This is a genomic window from Pseudomonas agarici (assembly GCF_001543125.1).
GTDB classification, from domain to species: domain Bacteria; phylum Pseudomonadota; class Gammaproteobacteria; order Pseudomonadales; family Pseudomonadaceae; genus Aquipseudomonas; species Aquipseudomonas agarici.
This window is the reverse complement of the sequence record NZ_CP014135.1, coordinates 3,820,320-3,842,802: the sequence shown is the minus strand read 5'-3', so window position 1 is coordinate 3,842,802 and position 22,483 is coordinate 3,820,320. Positions and strand designations below refer to the sequence as shown.

Annotated in this window: 19 protein-coding genes; 8 read left to right on the top strand and 11 right to left on the bottom strand. The window is 60.1% G+C overall.

What is annotated here, in order from left to right:
• Positions 1–2: 2 nt before the first annotated feature.
• The 3 genes from cyoA to hmpA form a co-directional block, all read right to left on the bottom strand.
• Positions 3–929 (bottom strand): ubiquinol oxidase subunit II, encoded by a 927-nt coding sequence (cyoA, locus tag AWM79_RS16890; RefSeq protein WP_060783337.1) that lies wholly within the window; start codon positions 927–929, stop codon positions 3–5.
• Between the two features lie 788 nt (positions 930–1,717).
• A complete protein-coding gene (locus AWM79_RS16885) occupies positions 1,718–2,227 on the bottom strand; it encodes a disulfide bond formation protein B (RefSeq protein WP_017132699.1) in 510 nt (169 codons plus the stop codon).
• A gap of 354 nt (positions 2,228–2,581) precedes the next feature.
• The gene (gene hmpA, locus AWM79_RS16880; RefSeq protein ID WP_017132697.1) at positions 2,582–3,763 is read right to left on the bottom strand and encodes an NO-inducible flavohemoprotein; all 1,182 of its coding nucleotides are present in this window, start codon (positions 3,761–3,763) and stop codon (positions 2,582–2,584) included.
• 157 nt (positions 3,764–3,920) lie between these two features.
• Between hmpA and norR the strand changes: the two genes are divergently transcribed.
• The 4 genes from norR (at position 3,921) to AWM79_RS16860 (ending at position 7,359) form a co-directional block, all read left to right on the top strand.
• The gene (gene norR / locus AWM79_RS16875) at positions 3,921–5,471 is read left to right on the top strand and encodes a nitric oxide reductase transcriptional regulator NorR (RefSeq protein ID WP_060783336.1); all 1,551 of its coding nucleotides are present in this window, start codon (positions 3,921–3,923) and stop codon (positions 5,469–5,471) included.
• A gap of 131 nt (positions 5,472–5,602) precedes the next feature.
• The gene (locus AWM79_RS16870; protein WP_060783335.1) at positions 5,603–6,505 is read left to right on the top strand and encodes a chemotaxis protein; all 903 of its coding nucleotides are present in this window, start codon (positions 5,603–5,605) and stop codon (positions 6,503–6,505) included.
• A 1-nt stretch (position 6,506) separates the two neighbouring features.
• The gene (locus AWM79_RS16865) at positions 6,507–6,998 is read left to right on the top strand and encodes a GNAT family N-acetyltransferase (protein ID WP_060783334.1); all 492 of its coding nucleotides are present in this window, start codon (positions 6,507–6,509) and stop codon (positions 6,996–6,998) included.
• A 37-nt stretch (positions 6,999–7,035) separates the two neighbouring features.
• Positions 7,036–7,359 carry a hypothetical protein gene (locus AWM79_RS16860; protein WP_060783333.1) on the top strand — a complete coding sequence of 108 codons (324 nt, stop codon included), beginning with the start codon at positions 7,036–7,038 and terminating at the stop codon, positions 7,357–7,359.
• A gap of 142 nt (positions 7,360–7,501) precedes the next feature.
• Here AWM79_RS16860 and AWM79_RS16855 read toward each other — a convergent pair whose 3' ends face one another.
• From AWM79_RS16855 to AWM79_RS16820, 8 genes are all read right to left on the bottom strand, one after another.
• On the bottom strand, positions 7,502–8,680 hold the full coding sequence (locus AWM79_RS16855; RefSeq protein WP_060783332.1) for a transporter substrate-binding domain-containing protein: 1,179 nt from the start codon (positions 8,678–8,680) through the stop codon (positions 7,502–7,504).
• 171 nt (positions 8,681–8,851) lie between these two features.
• Positions 8,852–9,094: a hypothetical protein gene (locus tag AWM79_RS16850; RefSeq protein WP_060783331.1), complete on the bottom strand. Its 243-nt coding sequence runs from the start codon at positions 9,092–9,094 to the stop codon at positions 8,852–8,854.
• Between the two features lie 84 nt (positions 9,095–9,178).
• Positions 9,179–10,159 carry a fimbrial protein gene (locus tag AWM79_RS16845; protein ID WP_060783330.1) on the bottom strand — a complete coding sequence of 327 codons (981 nt, stop codon included), beginning with the start codon at positions 10,157–10,159 and terminating at the stop codon, positions 9,179–9,181.
• Positions 10,156–10,935, bottom strand: coding sequence for a fimbrial biogenesis chaperone (locus AWM79_RS16840; protein ID WP_060783329.1), 780 nt, complete (start codon positions 10,933–10,935; stop codon positions 10,156–10,158). Before AWM79_RS16840 ends, AWM79_RS16845 begins: the two co-directional genes overlap by 4 nt.
• A complete protein-coding gene (locus AWM79_RS16835) occupies positions 10,932–13,373 on the bottom strand; it encodes a fimbria/pilus outer membrane usher protein (protein ID WP_060784003.1) in 2,442 nt (813 codons plus the stop codon). The genes AWM79_RS16840 and AWM79_RS16835 overlap by 4 nt, the downstream gene beginning before the upstream one ends.
• A gap of 250 nt (positions 13,374–13,623) precedes the next feature.
• The gene (locus tag AWM79_RS16830) at positions 13,624–14,358 is read right to left on the bottom strand and encodes a fimbrial biogenesis chaperone (protein ID WP_060783328.1); all 735 of its coding nucleotides are present in this window, start codon (positions 14,356–14,358) and stop codon (positions 13,624–13,626) included.
• Between the two features lie 61 nt (positions 14,359–14,419).
• A complete protein-coding gene (locus tag AWM79_RS16825; protein WP_060783327.1) occupies positions 14,420–14,977 on the bottom strand; it encodes a fimbrial protein in 558 nt (185 codons plus the stop codon).
• A gap of 412 nt (positions 14,978–15,389) precedes the next feature.
• Complete coding sequence (locus tag AWM79_RS16820) at positions 15,390–15,722, bottom strand: type 1 fimbrial protein (RefSeq protein ID WP_156430120.1); 333 nt, start codon at positions 15,720–15,722, stop codon at positions 15,390–15,392.
• A 375-nt stretch (positions 15,723–16,097) separates the two neighbouring features.
• Here AWM79_RS16820 and AWM79_RS16815 point away from each other — a divergent pair, with 375 nt between their 5' ends.
• The 4 genes from AWM79_RS16815 to AWM79_RS16800 are packed head-to-tail and all read left to right on the top strand — an operon-like array spanning position 16,098 to position 22,397.
• A complete protein-coding gene (locus tag AWM79_RS16815) occupies positions 16,098–17,261 on the top strand; it encodes an efflux RND transporter periplasmic adaptor subunit (RefSeq protein ID WP_060783325.1) in 1,164 nt (387 codons plus the stop codon).
• Positions 17,258–20,353 (top strand): multidrug efflux RND transporter permease subunit, encoded by a 3,096-nt coding sequence (locus tag AWM79_RS16810; protein ID WP_060783324.1) that lies wholly within the window; start codon positions 17,258–17,260, stop codon positions 20,351–20,353. The genes AWM79_RS16815 and AWM79_RS16810 overlap by 4 nt, the downstream gene beginning before the upstream one ends.
• A 9-nt stretch (positions 20,354–20,362) precedes the next feature.
• A complete protein-coding gene (locus tag AWM79_RS16805) occupies positions 20,363–21,043 on the top strand; it encodes a heavy metal response regulator transcription factor (RefSeq protein ID WP_017132683.1) in 681 nt (226 codons plus the stop codon).
• Complete coding sequence (locus AWM79_RS16800; protein ID WP_017132682.1) at positions 21,033–22,397, top strand: heavy metal sensor histidine kinase; 1,365 nt, start codon at positions 21,033–21,035, stop codon at positions 22,395–22,397. Before AWM79_RS16805 ends, AWM79_RS16800 begins: the two co-directional genes overlap by 11 nt.
• The last annotated feature ends 86 nt before the right edge of the window (positions 22,398–22,483 follow it).

The following is a 22,483-nucleotide window of genomic DNA, read 5'->3' as shown; positions in this document are numbered from 1 at the left end:
GTTTACTCCTCTGCCCCGGCAACTGAATGCGAACCTTGCATCGCGGCTACTTCTTTCTTCTCGTGCTCGACCGGCTTGCCTGGTTTCATACCTTCGTACTTGTCGACGATGATCTGGAACAGGTTCGGCGTAACGCTGGAATAAAGCTCGACCGGGTTGTCCTGGCTCGGCTTGGAAAGGTTCGCGTATTCAACTTGTTCAAGCTGTTTAGGTGCCTTCTTGACCTCAGCTACCCAGGCATCGAAATCCGCCTGGCTGGTTGCGGTCGCTTTGAATTTCATACCGGTGAAGCCGGCGCCGCTGTAGTTGGCCGAAATCCCCTCGTACTCATGATTCTCATTGGAGATCAGGTGCAGTTTGGTCTGCATACCGGCCATCGCGTAAATCTGACCGCCCAGGCCGGGGATGAAAAACGAGTTCATCACGCTGTCGGAGGTGATCTTGAAGTTAACTGGAGTCTTGGCCGGGAACACCAGCTTGTTGACGGTGGCGATGCCTTGTTCCGGGTAAATGAACAGCCACTTCCAGTCCAGGGCAACCACTTCGACGGTGATCGGCTTGACGTCGGATTCCAGCGGACGATAGGGATCCAGGGCGTGGGTCGACTTGTAGGTCACGATACCCAGGAACAGGATGATGATCGCCGGAACGGCCCAGACCACGACTTCGATTTTGGTCGAGTGATTCCACTTCGGCGCATAGGTGGCATCCTTGTTCGATGCGCGGTATTTCCAGGCGAAAGCAAAGGTCATCAGAATGACCGGTACCACGACCAACAGCATCAGCAGCGTGGCGGTGATGATCAGGTTACGTTCGTCCAGTGCTACCTGACCTTTCGGGTCGAGCAAGGTCATGTTGCAACCTCCCAGCAACAACGTGCCGAGTAGCGGCAATAAGCCTAGGAATCTGGGGTACCTTGTTTTACTCATCTCACGACCTCTAAAGCAGCTTGCGCAATGCAGTTGGGTTTTGATCGCCAACACTTCACCCTGCCAAGGGTTGGCATTTTTCTTCAATTGACTAAGGGCCTGCCCTTCGCGCTAATCGCTGATCGGCACATCCGGAGCTAGCAGTGAGTTCTTATTCGATTTCGTCGGTCAAAGGCCTTGTTACAGACCAATTCCATTTGGAGCGGATACTTGGAGGTGGTCAGCACCCGGGATCGCATGGCACCGTTGAGCCCCTCGATCGCCCTCGTGCACTCAAGGATGAGCAGCGCTGGACATTCAGTGCGGCGATTGTAGATATGTCGCGTTTTATAAACCATGTCTCATCCTGAAATATTTTTTATCCATTCGCGCAACAATCACTCGCCAATTTTACAACGACACCAATCGTATCGCTTTTCATTCTCAACAAAAAGCTCTGATGTGCTCTTCTATCGGACAACTTGATAGATCCCTGGCGCTAGCCGGACGCCCCTTCGAGGTGGCGCTTACCCCCGGTAAATAGGGTCCCTAGCAGATATTGGGTCCCTTGCAAGGAGCGCTATTGGTGACCTGAGGCCCAAAAGCCGACAAGGAGCCCTTGCTGAGAATTGTTGTCAATTGGACAACCGCATCGTCGCCACAAACGCTCTCCGCGACATCGACAACGTGACAATATGTCGCACTTTTTCCGGACCTTTTGTGGCTTCTCATCACCGCCTCGTTACTCGGCACGCAGACACCACAACGCCCCGGCCTTCAGCAAGAAGACCGGGGCGTTTCGCAGAGAATTAGCGGTTTTGTCGACGATTGCGATAAACACCCAGCGGCACCAACACGACGGTCAGGACGAAGGCCACTAACGCCCATTGTGCCAGAGACAAGCCCAAGATCGGCGGGTATGGGGTCTCGCAGAAACCGTCGACCTGGAACCCTAGCGGGAAAAGCTTCGCCAGCGGTAAGCCATCGACGATCGGTTGCAGCACATCGATCCCGCAACTGACTTGCGGAAAGGCTTGGATATAGACATGCCGGCCTGCCACCAGCGTACCGGCCACCGCGCTCAACCACACCAGCACCTCCAGCACCGTGAGACTGCGTGGGGTGCGCATGCCGGCACCGACGAAGGCGAAGATGGCGATGAATAGCAATGCATAGCGTTGCAGGATACACAGTGGACAAGGTGCCTCGCCGAGCACCACCTGCATATAGAGCGCACCGCCGATCAAGGCCAGGCAGATCACCCCGAGCAGGACGAGAAAGCGCCGTTCCCGTCCCAGCCGCATCATTTCGTCATTCATCCCGTGTTCCTTTGACTCGTTATTGGATCAGCTGGAAGACAGCGCCGGCAGCGGCTGCATCAAGCCGAGGTGGTCTTCGACAAGCCGCTTTGGCCGCCATCGGAGCATGGTCGATCCGATCAGTATCCGTAGCCCGCAAGTCTACACGCAGCTCATGATCTTTGAACGTATTGAGTACGCGCCAAAGTGCTCCCGCGCACGTCGCCAGCCACAGAGTTTGCTGTTGGAATCAGCCCTGGAGAATTAACGACAGGCTGATTAAAGGCGGATTAACCGCCGAGGGGGTTTTCGGATTCCGGGAACACCCGGAATCCGAAACGACCGGGGAGCATGATCAATCAAGGGCAAATTAGCTTATTCAAGGGCCGCTGCCGGACCGAAGAATTCATACCGGCTCTGCTTCTCCGGTACGCCCAGCACCTTCAAATGACGCTTGATCGCCCCCATGAAACCCTTGGGCCCGAGGAAGTAGGCATCCAGATCACGCTGCTCTGGCAACCACTCGGCCAACTGTTCCAGGCTCAACAAGCCGACTTTGTGCGCCGCCGGGCTCACGCCGTCATCTTCGTCGTAGCAGTAGAAACACTTGAGCTGCGGATGCTGCTCGGCCAGGCCATCGACCCAGTCACGGAATGCGTGCACGCCACCGTTGCGCGCGCAGTGAATGAAATGTATCGGGCGCTGGGTCACCAATGCCGCTTCTAGCATCGGCAAGGTCGGCGTGATACCGACACCGCCGCTGATCAATACCAACGGTTTGTCGCTGGTGGTCAGGGTGAACTCGCCCGATGGCGGGAACAGGTCCAGGGTCTGGCCGACCGCCAATTGATCGTGCAGGTAGTTCGAAGCTCTACCGCCGGCCTCGCGCTTGACGCTGATACGGTACTGTCCGACTTTTGTCAGCGCCGACAGGGAATAATTGCGGCGCAGCTCTTCACCGTCGACAACCAGCTTCAGGCCAATGTATTGACCCGGCTCGAACGCAAGGATGGCCTGGCCATCCACCGGTTCGAAGTAGAACGAAGTGATTTCCGCGCTCTCCTTGACCTTGGCCGCGACCTTGAACGACCGGCCTCCACGCCAGCCGCCCGGTGCCTGGGCCTTCTCGTCATAGATCGCGGTTTCGGCCCCCATCAGGATATCGGCCAACTGGTTGTAGGCCGCCCCCCAGGCACTCATCACCTCGGGCGTGGCAATCTCGGCGCCCAGCACTTCGTGGATGGCTCGCAGCAGGCACGTACCGACGATGGGGTAATGCTCTGGAAGAATCTGCAACGCAACGTGCTTGTTGATGATCTTCGCGACCAGATCGCCCAACTGATCGAGCTGGTCGATATGCCGAGCGTACATCAGCACGCCATTGGCCAGGGCCCGGGGCTGATCGCCGTTAGCCTGGTGGGCCTGATTGAACAGTGGACGCACTTCTGGATACTCGGACAGCAGCATCTGATAGAAGTGGGTGATCAGTGCTTCTCCACCGCTTTCCAGCAACGGGACAGTCGACTTGACGATGGCACGGTCTTGAACGCTCAGCATGGGATCAACTCCTGGGGTTTGAGGCTTCGCCTGAATTGACTTTGACTATTCACACTCCATGCCAAGTAATAAAACATTAAAAATCAATAGGTTAAAATAACCTTAGTCAAAATAACTACAATCATTCTATAGTCAGTCTGACACCATCGGAGTCAATATGACTGCAAAATCCCTGCTGACTACCCTGCTGCCGCTGGTATCGGATCTCTCGCGGGAACTGCCCGAAAACGAACGTTATCGACGCTTGCTCGAAGCCATGCGCGCCCTACTGCCTTGTGACGCCGCCGCGCTGCTGCGCCTGGACGGCGAGTGGTTGGTGCCGCTGGCCGTCGATGGCTTGAGTAGCGATACCCTCGGTCGCCGTTTCAAGGTCAGCGAGCATCCACGCTTCCAGATCCTGCTCGGCAGCCACGGGCCAACCCGTTTCGAAAGCGAGAGTGAGCTGCCGGACCCTTATGATGGTCTGGTAGATGGCCTGACCAAACACCTGGAGGTCCATGATTGTCTGGGTTGCCCGCTGTTTATCGACGAACGCCCCTGGGGCCTGCTAACGCTCGATGCCCTCGACCCGGAACGCTTCGAGCGGATCGAGCTGGATGCATTACAGGCCTTTGCGAGCCTGGCGGCGGCCACGGTCAGCGCTGCTGAACGCATCGAGCGCCTGGCCTTACGCGCTGAGAACGAGCATCAGCGCGCCGAACTCTATCGCCAGGCCAGCAACCCACAGAATCGCGAGATGATCGGCCAGAGCAAAGCCCACAAGCGCCTGGTGGAAGAGATCGACCTGGTGGGCGGCACCCACCTGACAGTGCTGATCACGGGTGAAACCGGGGTCGGCAAGGAGCTGGTGGCCCAGGCGATCCATGCCGCCTCGCCGCGTTCGGAAAAGCCCATCATCAGTCTCAACTGCGCAGCCCTGCCCGATACCCTGGTGGAGAGCGAGTTGTTCGGTCACGTGCGCGGCGCCTTCACCGGGGCCGTAAACGATCGGCGCGGCAAGTTCGAGCTGGCCAATGGCGGCACCCTGTTTCTCGACGAGGTGGGCGAGCTCTCGCTGAGCGTTCAGGCCAAGCTGCTGCGAGTATTACAAAGCGGTCAGTTGCAGCGATTGGGCTCGGACCGGGAGCATCAGGTGGACGTGCGGCTGATCGCCGCCACCAACCGCGACCTGGCCGAAGAGGTGCGCGGAGGACGCTATCGGGCGGATTTCTATCACCGCCTGAGCGTCTACCCGCTGCGCGTACCCGCATTGCGTGAACGCGGGCACGACGTCTTGCTGCTGAGCGGCTTTTTCCTTGAGCAAAACCGCTCGCGCATGGGCCTGGGCAGTTTACGCCTGAGCCCCGATGCCCACGCGGCGCTGCTGGCGTACCACTGGCCGGGCAACGTCCGTGAACTCGAACACCTGATCGGCCGTAGTGCCTTGAAGGCCCTGGGCAATTGCCGGGAGCGGCCGAAGATTCTCACATTGAGCGCTACCGACCTGGATTTGCCGACGGTGACAACTCAAGCCCCGGCGATGCAGGCCAGCGCCCCGCTGAACCTGGAAACCGGGGTCGATCTGCGCCAAGCCACGGAGCACTACCAGCGACAACTGATCAGCAATTGCCTGGAAAAACACCAAAACAACTGGGCCAGTGCTGCTCGGGAGCTCGGCCTGGACCGGGCGAACCTGGGACGGATGGCCAAGCGCCTGGGCTTGAAATGACAAAAAGCCGCCCAAGCTGACAACAGCCCCCACAAGATATTCGCCTAAAGCCCACCCGGCTCAGGTCGATAACCCGTCATCGATACCTATTCGGGGCTCCCCTGAAGCAGTTTTTCCCACAGAAGGTTTTTATGTCCACCAACAAAGCCCGCGCAGACTCACTGTCACTTCTGCTTTTTACCTTGCGCAGCGGCAAGCTGATGGCGATCAACCTGCTGAAAGTCAGCGAAATCATTCCCTGCCCGCCACTGACCAAGCTGCCCGAATCCCATCCCCATGTGAAAGGCATCGCCACCCTTCGCGGAGCCTCGCTGTCGGTGATCGACCTGAGCCGCGCCATCGGTGAGCGCCCACTGGTGGACCCCGACGGCGGCTGCCTGATCGTCACCGATGTCAGCCGCTCCAAGCAGGGTCTGCATGTCCAGGCCGTGAGCAAGATCGTCCACTGCCTGACCACCGATATCCGCCCGCCGCCTTTCGGCTCCGGCGGTGTGCGCTCCTTTATCACTGGGGTAACCCAGGTCGATGACACGCTGGTGCAGGTGTTGGATATCGAAAAGGTCATCCATGTCATCGCCCCGGCGCAGATCGAAGTCGCCCCCACCGAATTGACTATGGAAGAAGCCCAAACCCTCGGCCACGCACGCATCCTGGTGGTCGATGACAGCCAAGTGGCCTTGCAGCAGTCGGTACACACCCTGCGCAACCTCGGCCTGACCTGCCATACCGCCCGTAGCGCCAAGGACGCCATCAACTGTCTGCTGGACCTGCAAGGCACCGCTGAACAGATCAATGTCGTGGTCTCGGATATCGAGATGTCGGAAATGGACGGTTACGCTTTTACCCGTACCGTTCGCGAAACCCCGGACTTCCAGGACCTCTACATTCTGCTGCACACCTCGCTGGACAGTACTATGAACAGCGAGAAAGCCCGCCAGGCCGGAGCCAACGCAGTGCTGACCAAGTTCTCTTCACCGGAACTGACCAAATGCCTGATCCAGGCGGCCAGGACCGTAGCCGCTCAAGGTATCTGAGATGCTCGATCGTCACTGCCTGTTGCTGCGCAAGGATCTCGATGATCTGCTGGAGGTGCCGCAATGGCCACCCGGGATTCGCCCGGGCGTGCTGGGAGCGGATCTGATGAAGGCGGTACACGATCTGATGGTGCTGGGCTATCAGGACGATGGTGTGTATGTGGCGGACTTCGCCAGTTGGCGCGAACGCTTCACCAAGGATGCCGAGTTCGACCCCACGCTGTGCCTGATTGCGATGGACGACCAGGGCCTCGCGGGTGTCGCCCAGTGCTGGACCAGTGCTTATATCAAGGACTTGGTCATCCACCCACGTCGTCGTGGCCAGGGCTTGGGCCTGGCGTTGCTGCGCCATGCTTTCCAGGTGTTCGCTTCGCGGGGCGAAGCCTTCGTCGATCTCAGGGTAATGGAAAACAACCTATCCGCCCGGCGCTTGTACGACCGTGTCGGCATGCGCTTTGTCAAGCGTTATGAAGTCAGCCCGGCTCGGGCATAATCTGCTTTTTGCCGTAAGCACCTTCAGGAGACCCACCATGAAAACCTCCACCCTGATCTTCATCAGCCTCGCCGCGCTGGCAAGCCAGGCCCAGGCGTCCAGTGCCGATGCCTGGTTGGCCTACGACAAGGCCGTGCTCGCCAGTTGCACCAAGGCCAGCGGCCTCAAGAGCGCGAAGCCGGTAGGCAGCCCCGCACAATTCGATGACCAGGTGGGCTACACCGCCGTATTGCTTCACGGCCTCTATCCGCAGGCTCATATGAACAACCAGCCGGGGACTGAGCTGTGCTTGTATAACAAGAAGAATAAGACCGCCGCCGTGACCGAGTGGGACTCGGTGATGCCGACCCCCTCCCGCTGAAGAGTCGACACGCCAATCGCTGCGATCCAGGCCCACGCGGCGGGTCGCTGTAGGATTGGTGCCGCCGCTCCAGCCTCTCTCGGCGTGGGTCGACCGATGCGGCACAGATCCTCCGTGCCGCTGACCTGGATCTTCAACAGACTCAAGGCCCGACGTAAGCCAGGCACTCGACTTCGACCCTGGCTTTATCCAGCAAACCACCTGCTTGAAACGTGGTGCGAGAAGGAAGGCGATCGGCCGGAAAGTGCCGGACATAGACTTCGTTCATGGCGGCAAAGTCCTTGATATCCGCCAGAATCACCGTGCATTTGGCCACCTGCTCCAGGGCACTGCCATTACGCTCCAGCTCTTGCGCAATCAGTTGCATGGCCTGTTGCATTTCCCCCCGTATCCCGCCCGGAACCAGCTTGCCGCTGCTGTCCGAACCCAGCACACCCGAGAGATAGAGCATCTCTCCCACCCGTACAGCCCTGGAAAACGGCATGCCCGGAGCTGCCGCAATGAACTGCATGGGCTCGGCGGCCACCGGAGCGGCGGAGGGCAGGTAACGCGCCACAATCGCCTGGTGACGGCCACTGGCCTTGAGGGACTTCAACGCCCGGTTCAATGTATCGCGCAGCTCGGAATCCGCTTGGCGAACCCCCATCGACACACCGTTGCCCAATCGTGGGTCGACAATTGGCGGCCCGGCAAAATCAAAACCATCGCCTTGCGGTGTCTTGAGCAGCGCTTCGCTGATTTCGATGGAGTCCTGCAGCGTCGCGTCGATCTCACCGGCCAACAGGGCGGCAATCAACTCGCTGTTCAGCGCATAGCGGCGGACCTGAACGCCCTTTGGCGCCCATTCGGCGTTGGCGAAGCCCTCGCGAACCGTGCCCGCCAAGACCCCGACACGTTTGCCTGCGAGGCGTTCGGCGGTCGGCCCGAGCCCGTCCCCCTTGCGGCTGACCAGGCGACTCTGGAGTGGATACATCGGGTCGGTGAAGTCGATGAGCTGGCGTCGTTCGGCGGTCGAGGTCATGGGCATGATCGCGTCGAAACGCTTGTCCTGTAAGGCCGGTATCATGCCCGCGTAATCCTGGTCGATCCATTCGCACCGGGTCTTGAGCTCGGCACAAAGCGCCTCACCCAACTCGATGTTCAAACCGACCAACTGCCCCTGCGCATCACGACTTTCAAAAGGTGGGACCAACGCCTCGACGCCAAAACGAAGAGTCCCTCGCTGTTTGTCCCATGCGCTGGCACAGGGTGACACGCTCACCATCGCCACCGAGAGGCAGGCCGCTCCAAGCAGCCTGGTCAATCTCTTGCCTTGTTCCATACGTTTCTTCCTTTTTTATAGACAGGAACGTCCGCCCAGTCAGGCCTGAAGGCGCACAGCGCCTCAGCCCGAACAGACGGACGGGACAAGAGAGTTTCTCTACAGTGGTAGCAACACCTCTACCTGAAAGGGCTGTCTTTCACGTGGGAAAAAACTGGGAATACCGAAGAATCAGCGCTTGCCCATGGATCGACGAGTGCCATTCGGGGCGCGGCCCGGTCTTTCGTGATGCCCGTCCTTGCCACCTTTCTGCTGCCAGGTCTGGCCGTTTTTTTTCGTCGCGGCGAATGCAGCAGGGTTGAACGGAAAGCTGAAAGCCGGGATGGCCGGTTTTTCGCCGACCGTAAGCTCAGCCTCAACTACAGATTCTGCATCCGGGTCGGCGGAAACGGGCGGTTGTTCAGGGGGTGTCATGGAAACTCCGAAAAGGCGGGACGGATCAGGTCGAACCGAAGGGTTGCAGTATACCTTCGAGCGCCCTGTCCGCATCGCCAACGGTCATTTATAGAACAGATCAACTACCACTCCAGCCGAGAACGGCCCGGCCTTGGGCCGGTCGCTGTGCCATAACAGTTCGGCGTCGAACTGAGTCATGGCGACTTGGGTGTCGCCCAGCAGCTCGGCCAGGTGGAAAGACCGATTGTAGGGAATCACCGCACCGCCCGCCCTGACGATACGAATGCCAACGCCGTCATTGCCGTTAGGAATCAGCAACTCGCCGGCCAGGGTGCCCGACACGGGCTTGAGCCGTGCGTCCAGGCTGAAGGCGCTGTCGCAGGTACGACTGGTGTGCAGGGCGAACGAGCGCCGCTCGGCCACCTGCCCGACCACCACGTTCTGGATGGCGATCCGGCCGAAATCGACGGTGTCGGGAATGACCTGCAATTGGGCATCACAGGCCACAAAGCGCAGACCACCGAGATGGTTGATCACATAGTTGAGCGAGTCGCCAACGGCGCTCGGCCCGCCGCTGCCCGCGAGCTGGAACAACCGGTAATCCTGCAGGCGGCTGGCCACCCCTGAAGGCGGCGTCGGTCCGAACTTCTCGATAAACACCGAAAAGCTCAGGTGGAAGCTCGACGAGCCACAGGAATGCGCCTCGATACAGGCCGGTACGCTACGACCGGTGGCGATACGACCGCTGCTCTGGCGATGGTCGATCCCTGCATGGCTCAAGCCGACACGAATCCCCTCGCCGACCACCTGATGGGCCGGGTTCAGGTGGATATAGATCTCCTCCTGAGGACCCGGCAGGCCGGCCCTGCCACAGTCGACCGCCAGGTTGATCGGCTCCGAACGCCAGACCACCGTACCATTGGGGGCCGACGCGGGAATCGCCACAGTGCTGCCGAGGTCGGCGCTAGCAATCCGCGAACCGTTGCCTTGCAAGGTACAAGTAAGGGCAAAACAACTGGCCGGGCTCAGCAGCCCGAGCAGCAACAGGGAACGCAACCACGCGAAATAAGGCGTCTTGGTCATGGGGAAGTCCGTTCTGCGGAGGAGGAAGCGTCGCCCACCAGCGACGCACTGAAAGGGCTGTCGAAATCGAAGCGGGCCGTGTAGGTTCGCTGACCGCCATAATCGGTCAAGGCGTTGAATCGCAGCCAATACCCACCGCTCGCCAGCCCGCTTACCAGCACGACTTCACGCTGTTCTCCCGGAAGCACCAGCAGGTCGTCGCCCAGTGGCCGGCTGCCTTGCTCATCGGCCAGCTCAAGGCGCAATAACGCCGCATGAAAGGCCGTCGGGTTCTCCACCCTCAGCCGGGGCCCCCCCTCGGCATCCGCGTCCACGACCCAGCGCAAACGCGCTGGTGTGAGCGCCGGATCACCGACCAGCCCCGGCGGACGGAACAGCACATTGATCCGCTGACGAATGGCAATGCTCAGTTGACTGTCACCGGGAAGCAGCCGAGGAATTTCCATCACATAGAGGTGCAGCAGCGACTCATGGTCCGTCGGCATGCCCCTTCCCTCATACATCAGCCGCAAGGCTTGCCGACCGTCGGGCGCCAACCGCGAAATCGGTGGCGTCAGCACAAAGGGCAGGTCAGTAGAGCGCGCCTCGGAGCCTTCTCGCGCCTCCAGCCAGGCTTGCAGCAGCACCTCCTGGGAACCCCGATTGCGAGCTTCGACGCTCACATCGGTAAAACGCCCGTCGAACACCAGGCGCGTATCACTCAGGGACACGGTCGCCGGAACCGGCCCGGCCGAAGCCACGCTCAACGCCAGGAATAACGCCTGTAAAAGCCTCATTGGCAGACTTCCTTGACCCGATCATAGGTCAATTGCGGATCCCGTGGCGGCAGGCGGAAATGCAACTGACAGCTCTGTCCAGACCATTTCACCTGCAATGTCCCCTCCTCCTGGTCACTGAGCACCAGCGCCCGGCTGGTCGGATCCACTACCGCCAGTTGCTTGCCGCCGGCATCCTGAACGCTGGCGCCCAACGGCAACGCACTGCCGTCGGCCAGGCTCAACTCGAACTGCACCCGGCGACCGGCACTGGCGTTAAAGCGGACATGGGTGGAGGAACCACGGCGCGGCACCACCTGGGCGATGGCGTTTTCTACCTCCACGTCCGCACCGAGATCACGGGTATCCAGGCTGATCCAATTGGCGCGGTAAGGCTGGGTATAAGGCAACACGGCATAGCCATTACCCGCCGTTTCGACCCCTCTGAAGTTGTTCAACCGCGCCCCACGCACACCGGGCACTTCCACCAGCGCGAAGGTGTCGCCCAGCGCTTGCCCCAAGTTCACCCCACCCGCGTGGGCCACCACCGATCCACGGGCACCGATGTTCCAGCTATTGAAGTCCTGGCCGTGGCTGTAGCCGGCCTCGAAGCGCCCGACCGAGGTGGTAGCATTGACACTGGCGGAACCGGCACGGGCACCGGAACCGTCATTGCCGGCCAGCACCGAGTAGAATGCTTGCTGATCCAGGATGCGCCCGGTCAGGCCGGCCATGACACTGGAGTCACCTTGGCTGTCGCGTACCGCCGTCAGCGAGGCACGGGTCGAACGCTCATGACGACCCAACGGTAGCGACAGCGTCAGGGTGAACTGATGGTCGGTTCCGACCCTGCCAGCGAAGTCCGTTGCCCGAGTCCGATCCACCGACAGGCTGTAGCTCAGGTCCCGCCAGTACCCGCCATAGGTGGCGTTGAACTGCCGCGACTTGCCCGGCAAGTTCCAGAACCGCTGCTCAAGGGCGGTAAAGCTGAAAGTCCCCGCCGCCACAGGCTGGCTGAGGGTGATATCGAAACGGTCGCGGGCGCGGCCAATCTGGCTCTGTACCAGATTGCTGCGCTCATCCACATGCTGGTCAAAGCTACGGTAGTGCTCGCTGGAGTAGCGATAGCCCGCCAGCGCGAAGGTGGTCCGCGTGGCATTCAAGGTATTGGCATAGCGCAGGCGCATACTCTGCCCGCCGATGTCGGTGGTGGCTTGGCGACTGAGCGAATGGGTCAGATCCGCCGAGACTGCACCCAAACCGGTGTTGACTCCGAACCCGAGGTTGCTAGCCCGAAAATTCTCGGCCAATTGGACGCCACCGTAGCCAGTGATCAGTTCGCTCAACCCGTAGATCAGCGTGGTGCTGGCAAAACCCGGACTCTGGTCCCGATCATCGTTGCTGTCGTATTGCCCGGCCTCGAGGCTGTAGCTGAAGGTGCCCTTGGGCAGCATCAACGGCAGCGAGGCGAACGCTTGGATAAAGGTCCGGATGCGACCGTCCGACTCGATCACTGTCACCAATAGGTCACCGTTGGAACCACTGGGATAGAAGTCACTGATCTCGAACGGCCCAGGTGGCACGTTCGAGCTGTACAGCAAGTAACCGTTCTGGCGAATCTCCACCGTGGCATTGCTTTCCGCCACGCCACGGATGGTTGGTGCATAGACCCGCTCGCTGTCGGGCAGCATGCCGTCGTCCGAGGCCACCTGGGCGCCGCGAAAACGGATACTGTCGAACACTCGCGAGTCGCTGTAAGTCTCGCCGAGGGTCAATTGGCCTTTCCAGGCGGTCAGGTCACGCTGGGCGTAGGTCTGGTTGCTGGTGAAGCGCGAGGATTGCCGGTCTGAGCGCACCAGCGAGGACTCGTTGCGCAACCGCCAGGCCCCGAAGTTCAGGCCATTGCGCAGTCCCAGATAATAGCTGTCGCTTTTCTGTCGATCGAGTTCGCGGCGGTTGCCGCTGAAGCTGTAGCTGATAAAACCGCTGTTGACCCCTTCGTCCCACAGCTCCGGCGACAGGTAGCCACGAGCGCTGCGGCGCAGCGCGATCTGCGGCACGCTGAGGTTGAGCGCCAGGGTATTAGGTTGGTAGTCGACACTGGCCTGGTCCAGCTTGCCGAGATCGAAACAGTATTCCTGGCCAGCTTTCGCCGGCACTTGCGCCAAGGCCTCAAGACGCTCGGGATCGAGCCCAAGGTCCTGCAGCAGTGCCAGGGTCAGGCAGGGTTCCACGCGCCCGCTGACCGCGTCACGACCAAAGTGCACGTCACGGCGAGCACTGAGTACACGGTTCAGGTAGATATCCACCCGGTAGAGGCCGGGCAAGACACTGTTGCCCTCCAGGAATGCCTTGATATCGGCCGGCTGCTCGCCGCCATGGATAAAGGCGGTATTGAACCTGACTGGCTCGCCGACCGACGCCGAAGCGGAAGGGTCCGCGAAGGCAAGCTCGGGCATCAGCAGCAAGCACAGGCCCAGAGGCGCCAGCGCCTGCCGGTTCACGTTCCACACCAGAGGGCGTGTCGCGACCTCCTTTTGTTCACGACACGATGACACCAGAACCTCCTTTGTTCTTCGATAAAGCCAATCCATTTGCAACCTTCACTGAATGTCTCAAGGTATTTGTTAGAGGCGAACGCCTTCACGCACGGGCTCTTGCGAGGATGCGGCGAACTTGAAAATGTAAGAGCGGCCCAGCGCGAGTACGCTAGTGCTCGACCCACAACGCCCGACCGGTTTTCCAGTCGCGGCTGGAAAGCTGATAAGGCACCACGGCACCATGGTCATTGATGCTCTTGAAGCTCAGTCGCGCCTGCTGCTCCGCGACGGGAGCAGGCAGCTCAAACACCTGCGCCTGTCCGGGGGCCAGCATCGCGTTCTTGCGGTGTATCAGCCGGGTCGCGGCACCGAACAACTCGATGTCCACCAGGGTGACGTGGAATGGTCCGGGATTGCTCACCGCCAATGTGCCGTCGGGCTTGAGCCGCCAGTGCAGTTGACGGGGCGCCTGATCCGGATCGGCCACCAGTTGCCGCGGGCGATAAAACACCTTGATCCGTTGGCGAATACCAATTTGCAGCACATTTTCCTGCTCGCTGGCCTGCGGTATTTCCTGGACATTCAACCAGAACAGCGATTCCCGATCGGTCGGCATCTCGACACCCGAGTGAATGATTCGCACCGTCTGCCGCCCACCCCCGGATAGCGGCACCAGGGGTGGAATAACGGCAAAGGGTAATGCCTCGCCAGCCGGGTCCTCGGCCTCCAGCCAGGACTGCAACAAGATCGTCGAGCGGTTATTGTTCAGGACACTGAGCACAGCCTCCTTGTGCTGCGCCGGATAGACTAAACGTGTGGTATTGAGCACTATCCCCGCGTGTGCATGGATGCCTGTCCACACGACAAGCGCCATGCCGATCATCGACGTTATCAACTTGCACATGTTGCGACCTATCTATATCCGATAAAAAACGGAGCTTTTCAGCTCCGTTCAAGACAAACACTTAGTTGTAGGTCAGCACGAAAGGTACCGTACCGGTGGCCGCACCCGGCACTGTGGGCACACCGTTCTTCACGAACACCGCCCGTAGCGCCAGAGTACCGCTGGAACCGCTGCCACTGGGTTGGAGAACACCGTTGACGGTATCGGTAGGGTCCTGGATATTCAGGAAGTCATCGTTTTCCCGACGTACCAGGCCGATCCCCACCCCTTGGGCCGCACCGGAGGTGGTCAGCAGGTAAGGGTCGTTCTGGTCGACCTGGGCCGGACGGAATGACATGTGCACGGTGTTTTCCGCAGCCGGTTGCAGACAGGTTACCAACAGGTCGATGTCCTTGGCCGTGCCCAGGCGCGATTCAGTGCGATTGCCAATATCGGCAAAAGAAACACGCCCGAGGTCGACAGGAATATTATCGGCGGACCCGCCTCCGGACGACACGTCACAACTGGTGTTGGTCAGTGCGCCGGTAAAGTTCAGCGTGCCACCGTTGGCCGCGTGGGCAGAGCTTGCCACACCGAGGACGGCACCTAATAACGCCAACGTTAGAGAAATCTTTTTCATGCGAACACAATCCTTCGAGTTAATCGTTTGCACCCATCACTCTGGGTGGCGGCCAATATAGTCGTGGATCTGGAATCGAACTATCGGACCGAGCCTTATTTAGGCAGCTGATTTAACGCGAAAGCAGGACATCTGCCTCCGTCAGAGAAACATGTCATTCGACGGGCACAGAAAAATGACCGGAGCAGCGTTTAAAATTAAAAACAAAACAATGAAAACCGTTAAAACTAAACATCCATCGCATATTCTCCCTGAAATATTTCAAGGCAGCTTTAATTATACTGATCAACAACTTGAGCACGCTGAGCGGTAGTGCATCGACACAGAGTCAACTTGACGCCGGATATTTCAGGAAGCGCCGCCCGACTGTATACAGTCCAGGCGGTGCTGAGGCCTGGTCACACGTACAGCTCTACAGGTACGTGATCACCACGATGCCCTTGGGAGAGACGGTGGTGGTGCTGGAAGCCCCGCTCGATAACGGTTGATAATGCACATCAAAAGGCCGCGCGCCGCCGCTACAGGCATTGTCCGTCGTGTCGACCGACACGACGACACCGGGCGCCAGCCGGATGCGTTGGGAGACACCCTGGGTATGTGCCGAACCTGATGAGGACACTTCGCACGCTGCCTCGACGATATGTCCGCTAAAACGAATCTGCCCAGCATTGGACGTTGCCGCCTGCACAGTGGAACAAACCCCCATCAACAACAAGACACCGGCCATCGATAATGTGTATTTCATATCAAGCACTCCCAAACCATGGGGAACCCCTTATCAAGTAAAGCCCACTGCAAAGAACCTCACAGGAAAAACGCGGAATATCCGTAGGACTTTTTATATTCAATTAAACGCATCCGCTCCTTCAATAGCACTTTGCGCAAAACCCATATCTTTGAAAAACAAGCAATTGAGCAAACAAAGGTGCTTATCCAGTTATCGTCCATACCTGCTGTTTCTTTAATACGCACCCTGCTATTTTGTGCCCGGCCCGCCGCCGGTCCTGGCTGACAGCCGTGTCAGTTAGCTGTCACCGTGCTGACCGGGTCATGGGGTTATAAAAAGGCTACTGTTCTGCCAGATTCACCTTCCCACTCCTGATCCCGGCGTTTTGACAGCATGCACATCCAGAAAAAAAACCTGTTGGGCCTTGTCGTGATTCTGGTGGTTGCCGCCGCAGCGACCTGGAAGCTGACCCGTCCGGTCCATACCAAACCGGCTGGCAACATGGCGATACCGGTCAAGGTGATCAATGTCGCGCAACGGGATGTGCCGCGCTACGCCAGGGGTATCGGCACCGTGTTGTCGCTGCACAGTGTGGTGATTCGTCCGCAGGTCGACGGCATTTTGACCCGGCTGTTGGTCAAGGAAGGGCAACTGGTTAAGGCCGGAGACCTGCTGGCGACCCTCGACGACCGCTCGATCCAGGCCAATCTGTCCCAGGCCAAGGCTCAACTGGCGCAAAACCAGGCACAACTGCAGATGGCGCAAGTCGATCTCAAGCGCTACAAGTTGCTGAGCGTCGATAACGGCATTTCGAAACAGACCTACGACCAGCAACAAGCGCTGGTCGATCAGCTCCAGGCCACTGCCCAAGGCAATCAGGCCGCGATTGCCGCCGCCCAGGTGCAACTCTCCTATACCCAGATTCATTCGCCGGTCACCGGTCGGGTCGGTATCCGTGCCGTGGACGAAGGCAACTTCTTGCGTATGAACGATACTCAAGGCCTGTTTTCCGTGACCCAGATCGATCCGATCGCCGTGGAGTTCTCCCTGCCCCAGCAGATGCTACCGACCCTGCAAAGGCTGCTCGGTGCCGCCAGGCCAGCCTCGGTAGATGCTTACCTGGGTGACGACGGACATACCGATGCGTTGCTCGGCACCGGTCACCTGACACTGATCGACAATCAGGTGGCGGCCAACACCGGCACTATCAAGGCCAAGGCCGAATTCAGCAACGCAGCGCAGAAGCTCTGGCCAGGCCAGTTGGTGAACATCAAGATCCAGACCGCCCTGGACCGCGACGCCCTGGTGGTTCCGCCGTCGGTAGTGCAGCGCGGCCTGGACGGTTACATCGTCTACCGGGTCAAGGGCCAGGGCGTGGAAGTCGTCCCGGTGGAAATGCCTTACCAGGACAGTGACATCAATATCATCAAGGGCGTCGAGGCCGGCGACCTGCTGGTCAGCGACGGCCAGTCGCGACTCAAGCCCAACTCGCAGGTGGCAATACCCGACAAACCCAAGTTGACGGAGCAGACCGTGGCAGTGGAACCCAAGCCATGATCAAGGAAAGTCGCGGTGTTTCCGCCTGGTGCATCGATCATCCGGTGGCGACCATCCTACTCACCTTCGCCCTGGTCCTGCTCGGGCTGATCGCCTTCCCTCGCCTACCCCTGGCGCCTTTGCCGGAGGCTGAATTCCCGACCATCCGGGTCTCCGCGCAGTTGCCCGGCGCCAGTCCGCAGACCATGGCATCCTCAGTGGCAACGCCACTGGAAGTGCAATTCAGTGCCATCCCCGGCGTGACCCAGATGACCTCTAGCAGTGCCCTGGGGTCGACCAACCTGACGCTGCAATTCACCCTCAGCAAGAGCATCGACACCGCCGCCCAGGAAGTCCAGGCGGCAATCAACACCGCCTCGGGCAAACTGCCCAAGGACATGCCAACGCTGCCAACCTGGCGCAAGGTCAACCCAGCCGACAGCCCGGTGCTGATCCTCAGTGTCAGCTCCAGCCAGATGCCCGGCACCGAGCTCAGCGACTACGCCGAAACCCTGTTGGCCCGCCAGCTCAGCCAAATCGAGGGTGTCGGCCAGATCAATATCACCGGCCAGCAGCGCCCGGCAATCCGCGTCCAAGCCTCGGCGGACAAGCTGGCGGCCATCGGCCTGACGCTGGCGGACATTCGCCTGGCGATCCAGCAAACCAGCCTCAACCTGGCCAAGGGCGCGCTCTATGGGCAATCGAGCATCTCCACTTTGTCGACCAACGACCAACTGTTTCAGCCGGAGGAATACGGCCAGTTGATCGTCTCCTATAAGAACGGCGCACCGGTCCAACTCAAGGACATTGCCCAGGTGATCCGTGGCTCCGAGGACGCCTATGTGCAGGCCTGGTCCGGCGACGAGCCGGGCGTGAGCCTGGTGATTTCCCGTCAGCCGGGAGCCAACATCGTCGATACCGTGGACCGTATCCAGGCGGCCTTGCCCGGCCTGGAGGCCATGCTGCCGGCCTCGGTGCAGGTCAAGGTGCTGATCGACCGTACCCAGACCATCCGGGCCTCGCTGCATGAAGTGGAAATGACCCTGCTGATCGCCATCCTGCTGGTGGTGGCAGTGATGGCGTTGTTCCTGCGCCAGTTGTCGGCGACCCTGATCGTCTCCGCCGTGCTCGGCGTGTCGCTGGTGACCAGCTTTGCGCTGATGTACGTGTTGGGCTTCAGTCTGAACAACCTGACCCTGGTGGCAATCGTAATCGCCGTGGGCTTCGTGGTGGATGATGCCATCGTCGTGGTGGAAAACATCCACCGCCACCTCGAAGCCGGCGACGGCATGCGCGAAGCGGCGATCAAGGGTGCGTCGGAGATCGGCTTTACCGTGGTGTCCATTAGCTTCTCGCTGATCGCCGCCTTTATCCCGCTGCTGTTCATGGGCGGTGTAGTCGGACGGCTATTCAAGGAATTCGCCTTGACCGCCACCTCGACCATCCTGATTTCAGTGGTGGTTTCGCTGACCCTGGCACCGACCCTGGCGGCGCTATTCATGCGCGCACCGGTGCATCATCAGCACTCGAAAGCAACCTTCAGCGAACGCCTGCTGGCCCTCTACGAGCGCGGCCTGCGGCGCGCCCTGGCACACCAGAAAACCATGTTCGGATTGTTCTGCGTGACACTGTGTCTGGCCATTGCCAGCTATGTGTTCATTCCCAAAGGGTTTTTCCCGGTCCAGGACACAGGCTTTGTCCTCGGCACCACCGAGGCCGCCGCCGATATATCCTTCACCGAGATGGTGGCTAAGCACAAAGCCCTCGCCGAGATCGTCGCAGCCGACCCGGCGGTGCAGACATTCTCCCATTCGGTGGGGGTTTCAGGGAGTAACCAGACCATCGCCACCGGCCGTTTCTGGATCGCCCTCAAGCCGCAGGAACAGCGCGATGTGTCCGCCAGCGCCTTTATCGATCGGATTCGCCCGCAACTGATGAGGATTCCGGGCATCGTCCTTTACCTGCGGGCAGGCCAGGACATCAACCTCAGTTCAGGCCCGAGCCGCGCCCAATACCAATACGTGCTCAAGAGCAACGACGGTGACACACTCAATACCTGGACCCAACGCCTGACCGAGAAACTACGGGGTCATCCGGCGTTTCGCGATCTGTCCAACGACCTGCAATTGGGCGGCAGCATCACCCATATCAACATTGATCGCAGCGCCGCCGCGCGCTTCGGCCTGACCGCCAGCGATGTTGACGAGGCCCTTTACGACGCTTTCGGCCAGCGCCAGATCAATGAGTACCAGACCGAGACCAATCAGTACAACGTCATTCTTGAACTGGACGCCGCCCAGCGCGGCAAGGCCGAGAGCCTGAGCTACTTCTATCTGCGCTCGCCGCTGACCGGTGAAATGGTCCCGCTGTCGGCATTGGCGCGCTTCGACGTGCCCACCAGCGGTCCGCTGTCCATCGCCCACGACGGCATGTTCCCAGCCGCCAACCTGTCGTTCAACCTGACGCCCGGCGTGGCCCTGGGCGATGCGGTGCTGTTACTCGACCAGGCGAAGAACGAGATCGGCATGCCCGCTTCCATCAGCGGCAATTTCCAGGGCGCGGCCCAGGCATTCCAGAGTTCCCTGGCGAGCCAGCCGTGGCTGATCCTCGCCGCGCTGGTGGCGGTCTACATCATCCTCGGGGTGCTCTACGAAAGTTTCGTGCATCCGCTGACGATCATCTCCACCCTGCCGTCCGCCGGCCTCGGTGCGATGATCATGTTGTGGCTGTTAGGCCAGGACTTCTCGATCATGGCGCTGATCGGCCTGGTGCTGCTGATCGGCATTGTGAAAAAGAACGGCATCCTGATGATCGACTTCGCCCTCGAAGCCCAGCGTGGTGGATTGTCGCCGGAGGAAGCGATCTACAAGGCCTGTATCACCCGATTCCGGCCGATCATCATGACCACCCTGGCGGCCCTGCTCGGCGCCCTGCCGCTGATGCTCGGCCACGGGACCGGCGCCGAGTTGCGTCAACCCCTGGGTATCGCGGTGGTCGGCGGCCTGCTGGTGAGCCAGGCGCTGACGCTGTTTACCACCCCCGTCATATACTTGTGGCTGGAGCGGCTTTTCCACGGGCCCCAATCGGCCAACGTGCCGGCGATCACTCATTGAGGCTGGGTCATGCGTGTGTTGATTATCGAAGATGAAGAAAAAACCGCCGACTACCTGCATCGCGGCCTGACGGAACAGGGTTACACCGTCGACCTGGCGCGCGACGGTGTCGATGGACTGCACCTGGCACTGGAAGGCGATTACGCGGTGATCATCCTCGATGTGATGTTGCCCGAGCTCGACGGTTTCGGCGTGCTCAAGGCACTGCGGGCGCGCAAGCAGACCCCGGTGATCATGCTTACTGCCCGCGAGCGTGTCGAGGACCGCATTCGTGGCCTGCGCGACGGAGCCGACGATTACCTCGGCAAACCGTTCTCCTTTCTCGAACTGGTGGCCCGCCTGCAGGCCCTGACCCGGCGTAGCGGCGGCGGTCACGAGCCGGTGCAGATCAGCGTCGCCGACCTGTGGGTCGATCTGATCAGCCGCAAAGCCAGCCGGGCTGGCAATCGCCTGGATCTGACTGCCAAGGAGTTCTCGCTGCTCAGCGTACTGGCTCGGCGCCAAGGGGAAATCCTATCAAAAACAGCGATTGCCGAAATGGTCTGGGATATCAATTTCGACAGCGACGCGAATGTCGTCGAAGTGGCGATCAAGCGCTTACGCGCCAAGCTCGACGGGCCGTTCGAACAAAAGCTGCTGCACACCATTCGCGGCATGGGCTATGTGCTGGAGAGTCGTGGTGTCGACTAACTCTATCGCCCTGCGTCTGAGCGGACTGTTCAGCCTGGTGGCGATGCTGGTGTTCCTGTTGATTGGCGGCGCCCTCTACCTGCAGGTCGACAGGGGCCTGGACCTGTTGCCCGAAGCTGAGCTGGATGCGCGCTACAGCGTGCTCGAGTCGTCGCTCAATCGCTTCGGCACTCAGGACCACTGGGCAAAGGTCCGCGCCAAGCTCAGGCAACTGACTGAAGAAGACAAGCGCATCCGCTTCTGGGTGGTCAGCAGCGATCCCCGCTATGAATATGGCAGTCCCGACGCGCAGATCCGCGCCTTCGCCGCCGGCCCCCAGGGCATGCGCGACATCCGCCTACCGGGACACACTAACCCGTTCAAGGTGCTGCTCAACACCATGCCGGCCAAGGACCAGCGGCCACCGCTGCAATTTCTGATCGCCATCGATACCGAGACGTTCTGGCAGACCCAGCATCGCTTGCTGATCGCCCTGATCAGCCTGGCCATCGTCGGCGTGCTAATGGCTTCGGCCTTGGGTTACTGGGTGGCGCGAATCGGCCTCAAGCCGCTGATCAAGCTATCCCAGGAAGCCCACAAACTGGCGCCACCCCGCTTGGCCGGACGCCTGCAACTGTCGTCATTGCCGCCGGAACTCAACCAGTTCGTCAACTCGTTCAACTCAGCCCTGGAACGAGTGGAGCAGGCCTATTCGCGGCTGGAATCGTTCAATGCCGATGTTGCCCATGAGCTGCGCTCGCCGCTGACCAACTTGATCGGCCAGACCCAAGTAGCGCTGACCCGAGGGCGTTCCGCCGAGCATTATTTCGAAGTGCTGCAATCGAATCTCGAAGAACTGGAGCGCCTGCGTTCGATCATCAATGACATGCTATTCCTGGCCAGCGCCGACCAGGGCAGCAAGGCCACCCAGCTGATCAGCACATCCCTGGCCGGGGAAGTCGCGACGACCCTGGATTACCTGGACTTCATCCTCGAAGACGCCCAGGTGCAAGTCCAGGTCCATGGCGATGCGCAGGTGCGGATCGAGATTGCACATTTGCGCCGAGCCCTGATCAATCTGCTGAGCAATGCGGTGCAACACACCGCGCCCGGCCAGGTGATCGAGGTGCGCATCAGCCAAGAGGGCGAGCACGTGGCAATCGCCGTGTCCAATCCCGGCGAGACCATTGCCAGCGAACACCTGTCACACCTGTTCGAGCGCTTCTATCGAGTCGACGCTTCGCGCAGCAACAGCGGCGCCAATCACGGCCTGGGCCTGGCCATTGTCCAGGCAATCGCGCTGATGCACGGCGGCGATGTGTTCGTGCACAGCGGCGACGGCATCAATACCTTTGGGATCTACCTCCCAGCCTGAGCAACCACCAGAAGCGTTCCTTGTAGGTGCGCACCCTAAAAAAAACCGCCCGAAGGCGGTTTTCAAATACAACAAAAGGAGAGAGT

Excerpts from the sequence above, each read along its gene's own strand:
- norR (WP_060783336.1), top strand. The coding sequence starts at position 3,921 with ATGACTGCAAAATCCCTGCTGACTACCCTGCTGCCGCTGGTATCGGAT.
- AWM79_RS16860 (WP_060783333.1), top strand. The coding sequence starts at position 7,036 with ATGAAAACCTCCACCCTGATCTTCATCAGCCTCGCCGCGCTGGCAAGC.
- AWM79_RS16820 (WP_156430120.1), bottom strand. The coding sequence starts at position 15,722 with ATGAAATACACATTATCGATGGCCGGTGTCTTGTTGTTGATGGGGGTT.
- AWM79_RS16885 (WP_017132699.1), bottom strand. The coding sequence starts at position 2,227 with ATGAATGACGAAATGATGCGGCTGGGACGGGAACGGCGCTTTCTCGTC.
- AWM79_RS16870 (WP_060783335.1), top strand. The coding sequence starts at position 5,603 with ATGTCCACCAACAAAGCCCGCGCAGACTCACTGTCACTTCTGCTTTTT.
- AWM79_RS16850 (WP_060783331.1), bottom strand. The coding sequence starts at position 9,094 with ATGACACCCCCTGAACAACCGCCCGTTTCCGCCGACCCGGATGCAGAA.
- AWM79_RS16840 (WP_060783329.1), bottom strand. The coding sequence starts at position 10,935 with ATGAGGCTTTTACAGGCGTTATTCCTGGCGTTGAGCGTGGCTTCGGCC.
- cyoA (WP_060783337.1), bottom strand. The coding sequence starts at position 929 with ATGAGTAAAACAAGGTACCCCAGATTCCTAGGCTTATTGCCGCTACTC.
- AWM79_RS16815 (WP_060783325.1), top strand. The coding sequence starts at position 16,098 with ATGCACATCCAGAAAAAAAACCTGTTGGGCCTTGTCGTGATTCTGGTG.
- AWM79_RS16835 (WP_060784003.1), bottom strand. The coding sequence starts at position 13,373 with ATGCCCGAGCTTGCCTTCGCGGACCCTTCCGCTTCGGCGTCGGTCGGC.
- AWM79_RS16805 (WP_017132683.1), top strand. The coding sequence starts at position 20,363 with ATGCGTGTGTTGATTATCGAAGATGAAGAAAAAACCGCCGACTACCTG.
- AWM79_RS16865 (WP_060783334.1), top strand. The coding sequence starts at position 6,507 with ATGCTCGATCGTCACTGCCTGTTGCTGCGCAAGGATCTCGATGATCTG.
- AWM79_RS16825 (WP_060783327.1), bottom strand. The coding sequence starts at position 14,977 with ATGAAAAAGATTTCTCTAACGTTGGCGTTATTAGGTGCCGTCCTCGGT.
- AWM79_RS16810 (WP_060783324.1), top strand. The coding sequence starts at position 17,258 with ATGATCAAGGAAAGTCGCGGTGTTTCCGCCTGGTGCATCGATCATCCG.
- AWM79_RS16845 (WP_060783330.1), bottom strand. The coding sequence starts at position 10,159 with ATGACCAAGACGCCTTATTTCGCGTGGTTGCGTTCCCTGTTGCTGCTC.
- AWM79_RS16855 (WP_060783332.1), bottom strand. The coding sequence starts at position 8,680 with ATGGAACAAGGCAAGAGATTGACCAGGCTGCTTGGAGCGGCCTGCCTC.
- AWM79_RS16830 (WP_060783328.1), bottom strand. The coding sequence starts at position 14,358 with ATGTGCAAGTTGATAACGTCGATGATCGGCATGGCGCTTGTCGTGTGG.
- hmpA (WP_017132697.1), bottom strand. The coding sequence starts at position 3,763 with ATGCTGAGCGTTCAAGACCGTGCCATCGTCAAGTCGACTGTCCCGTTG.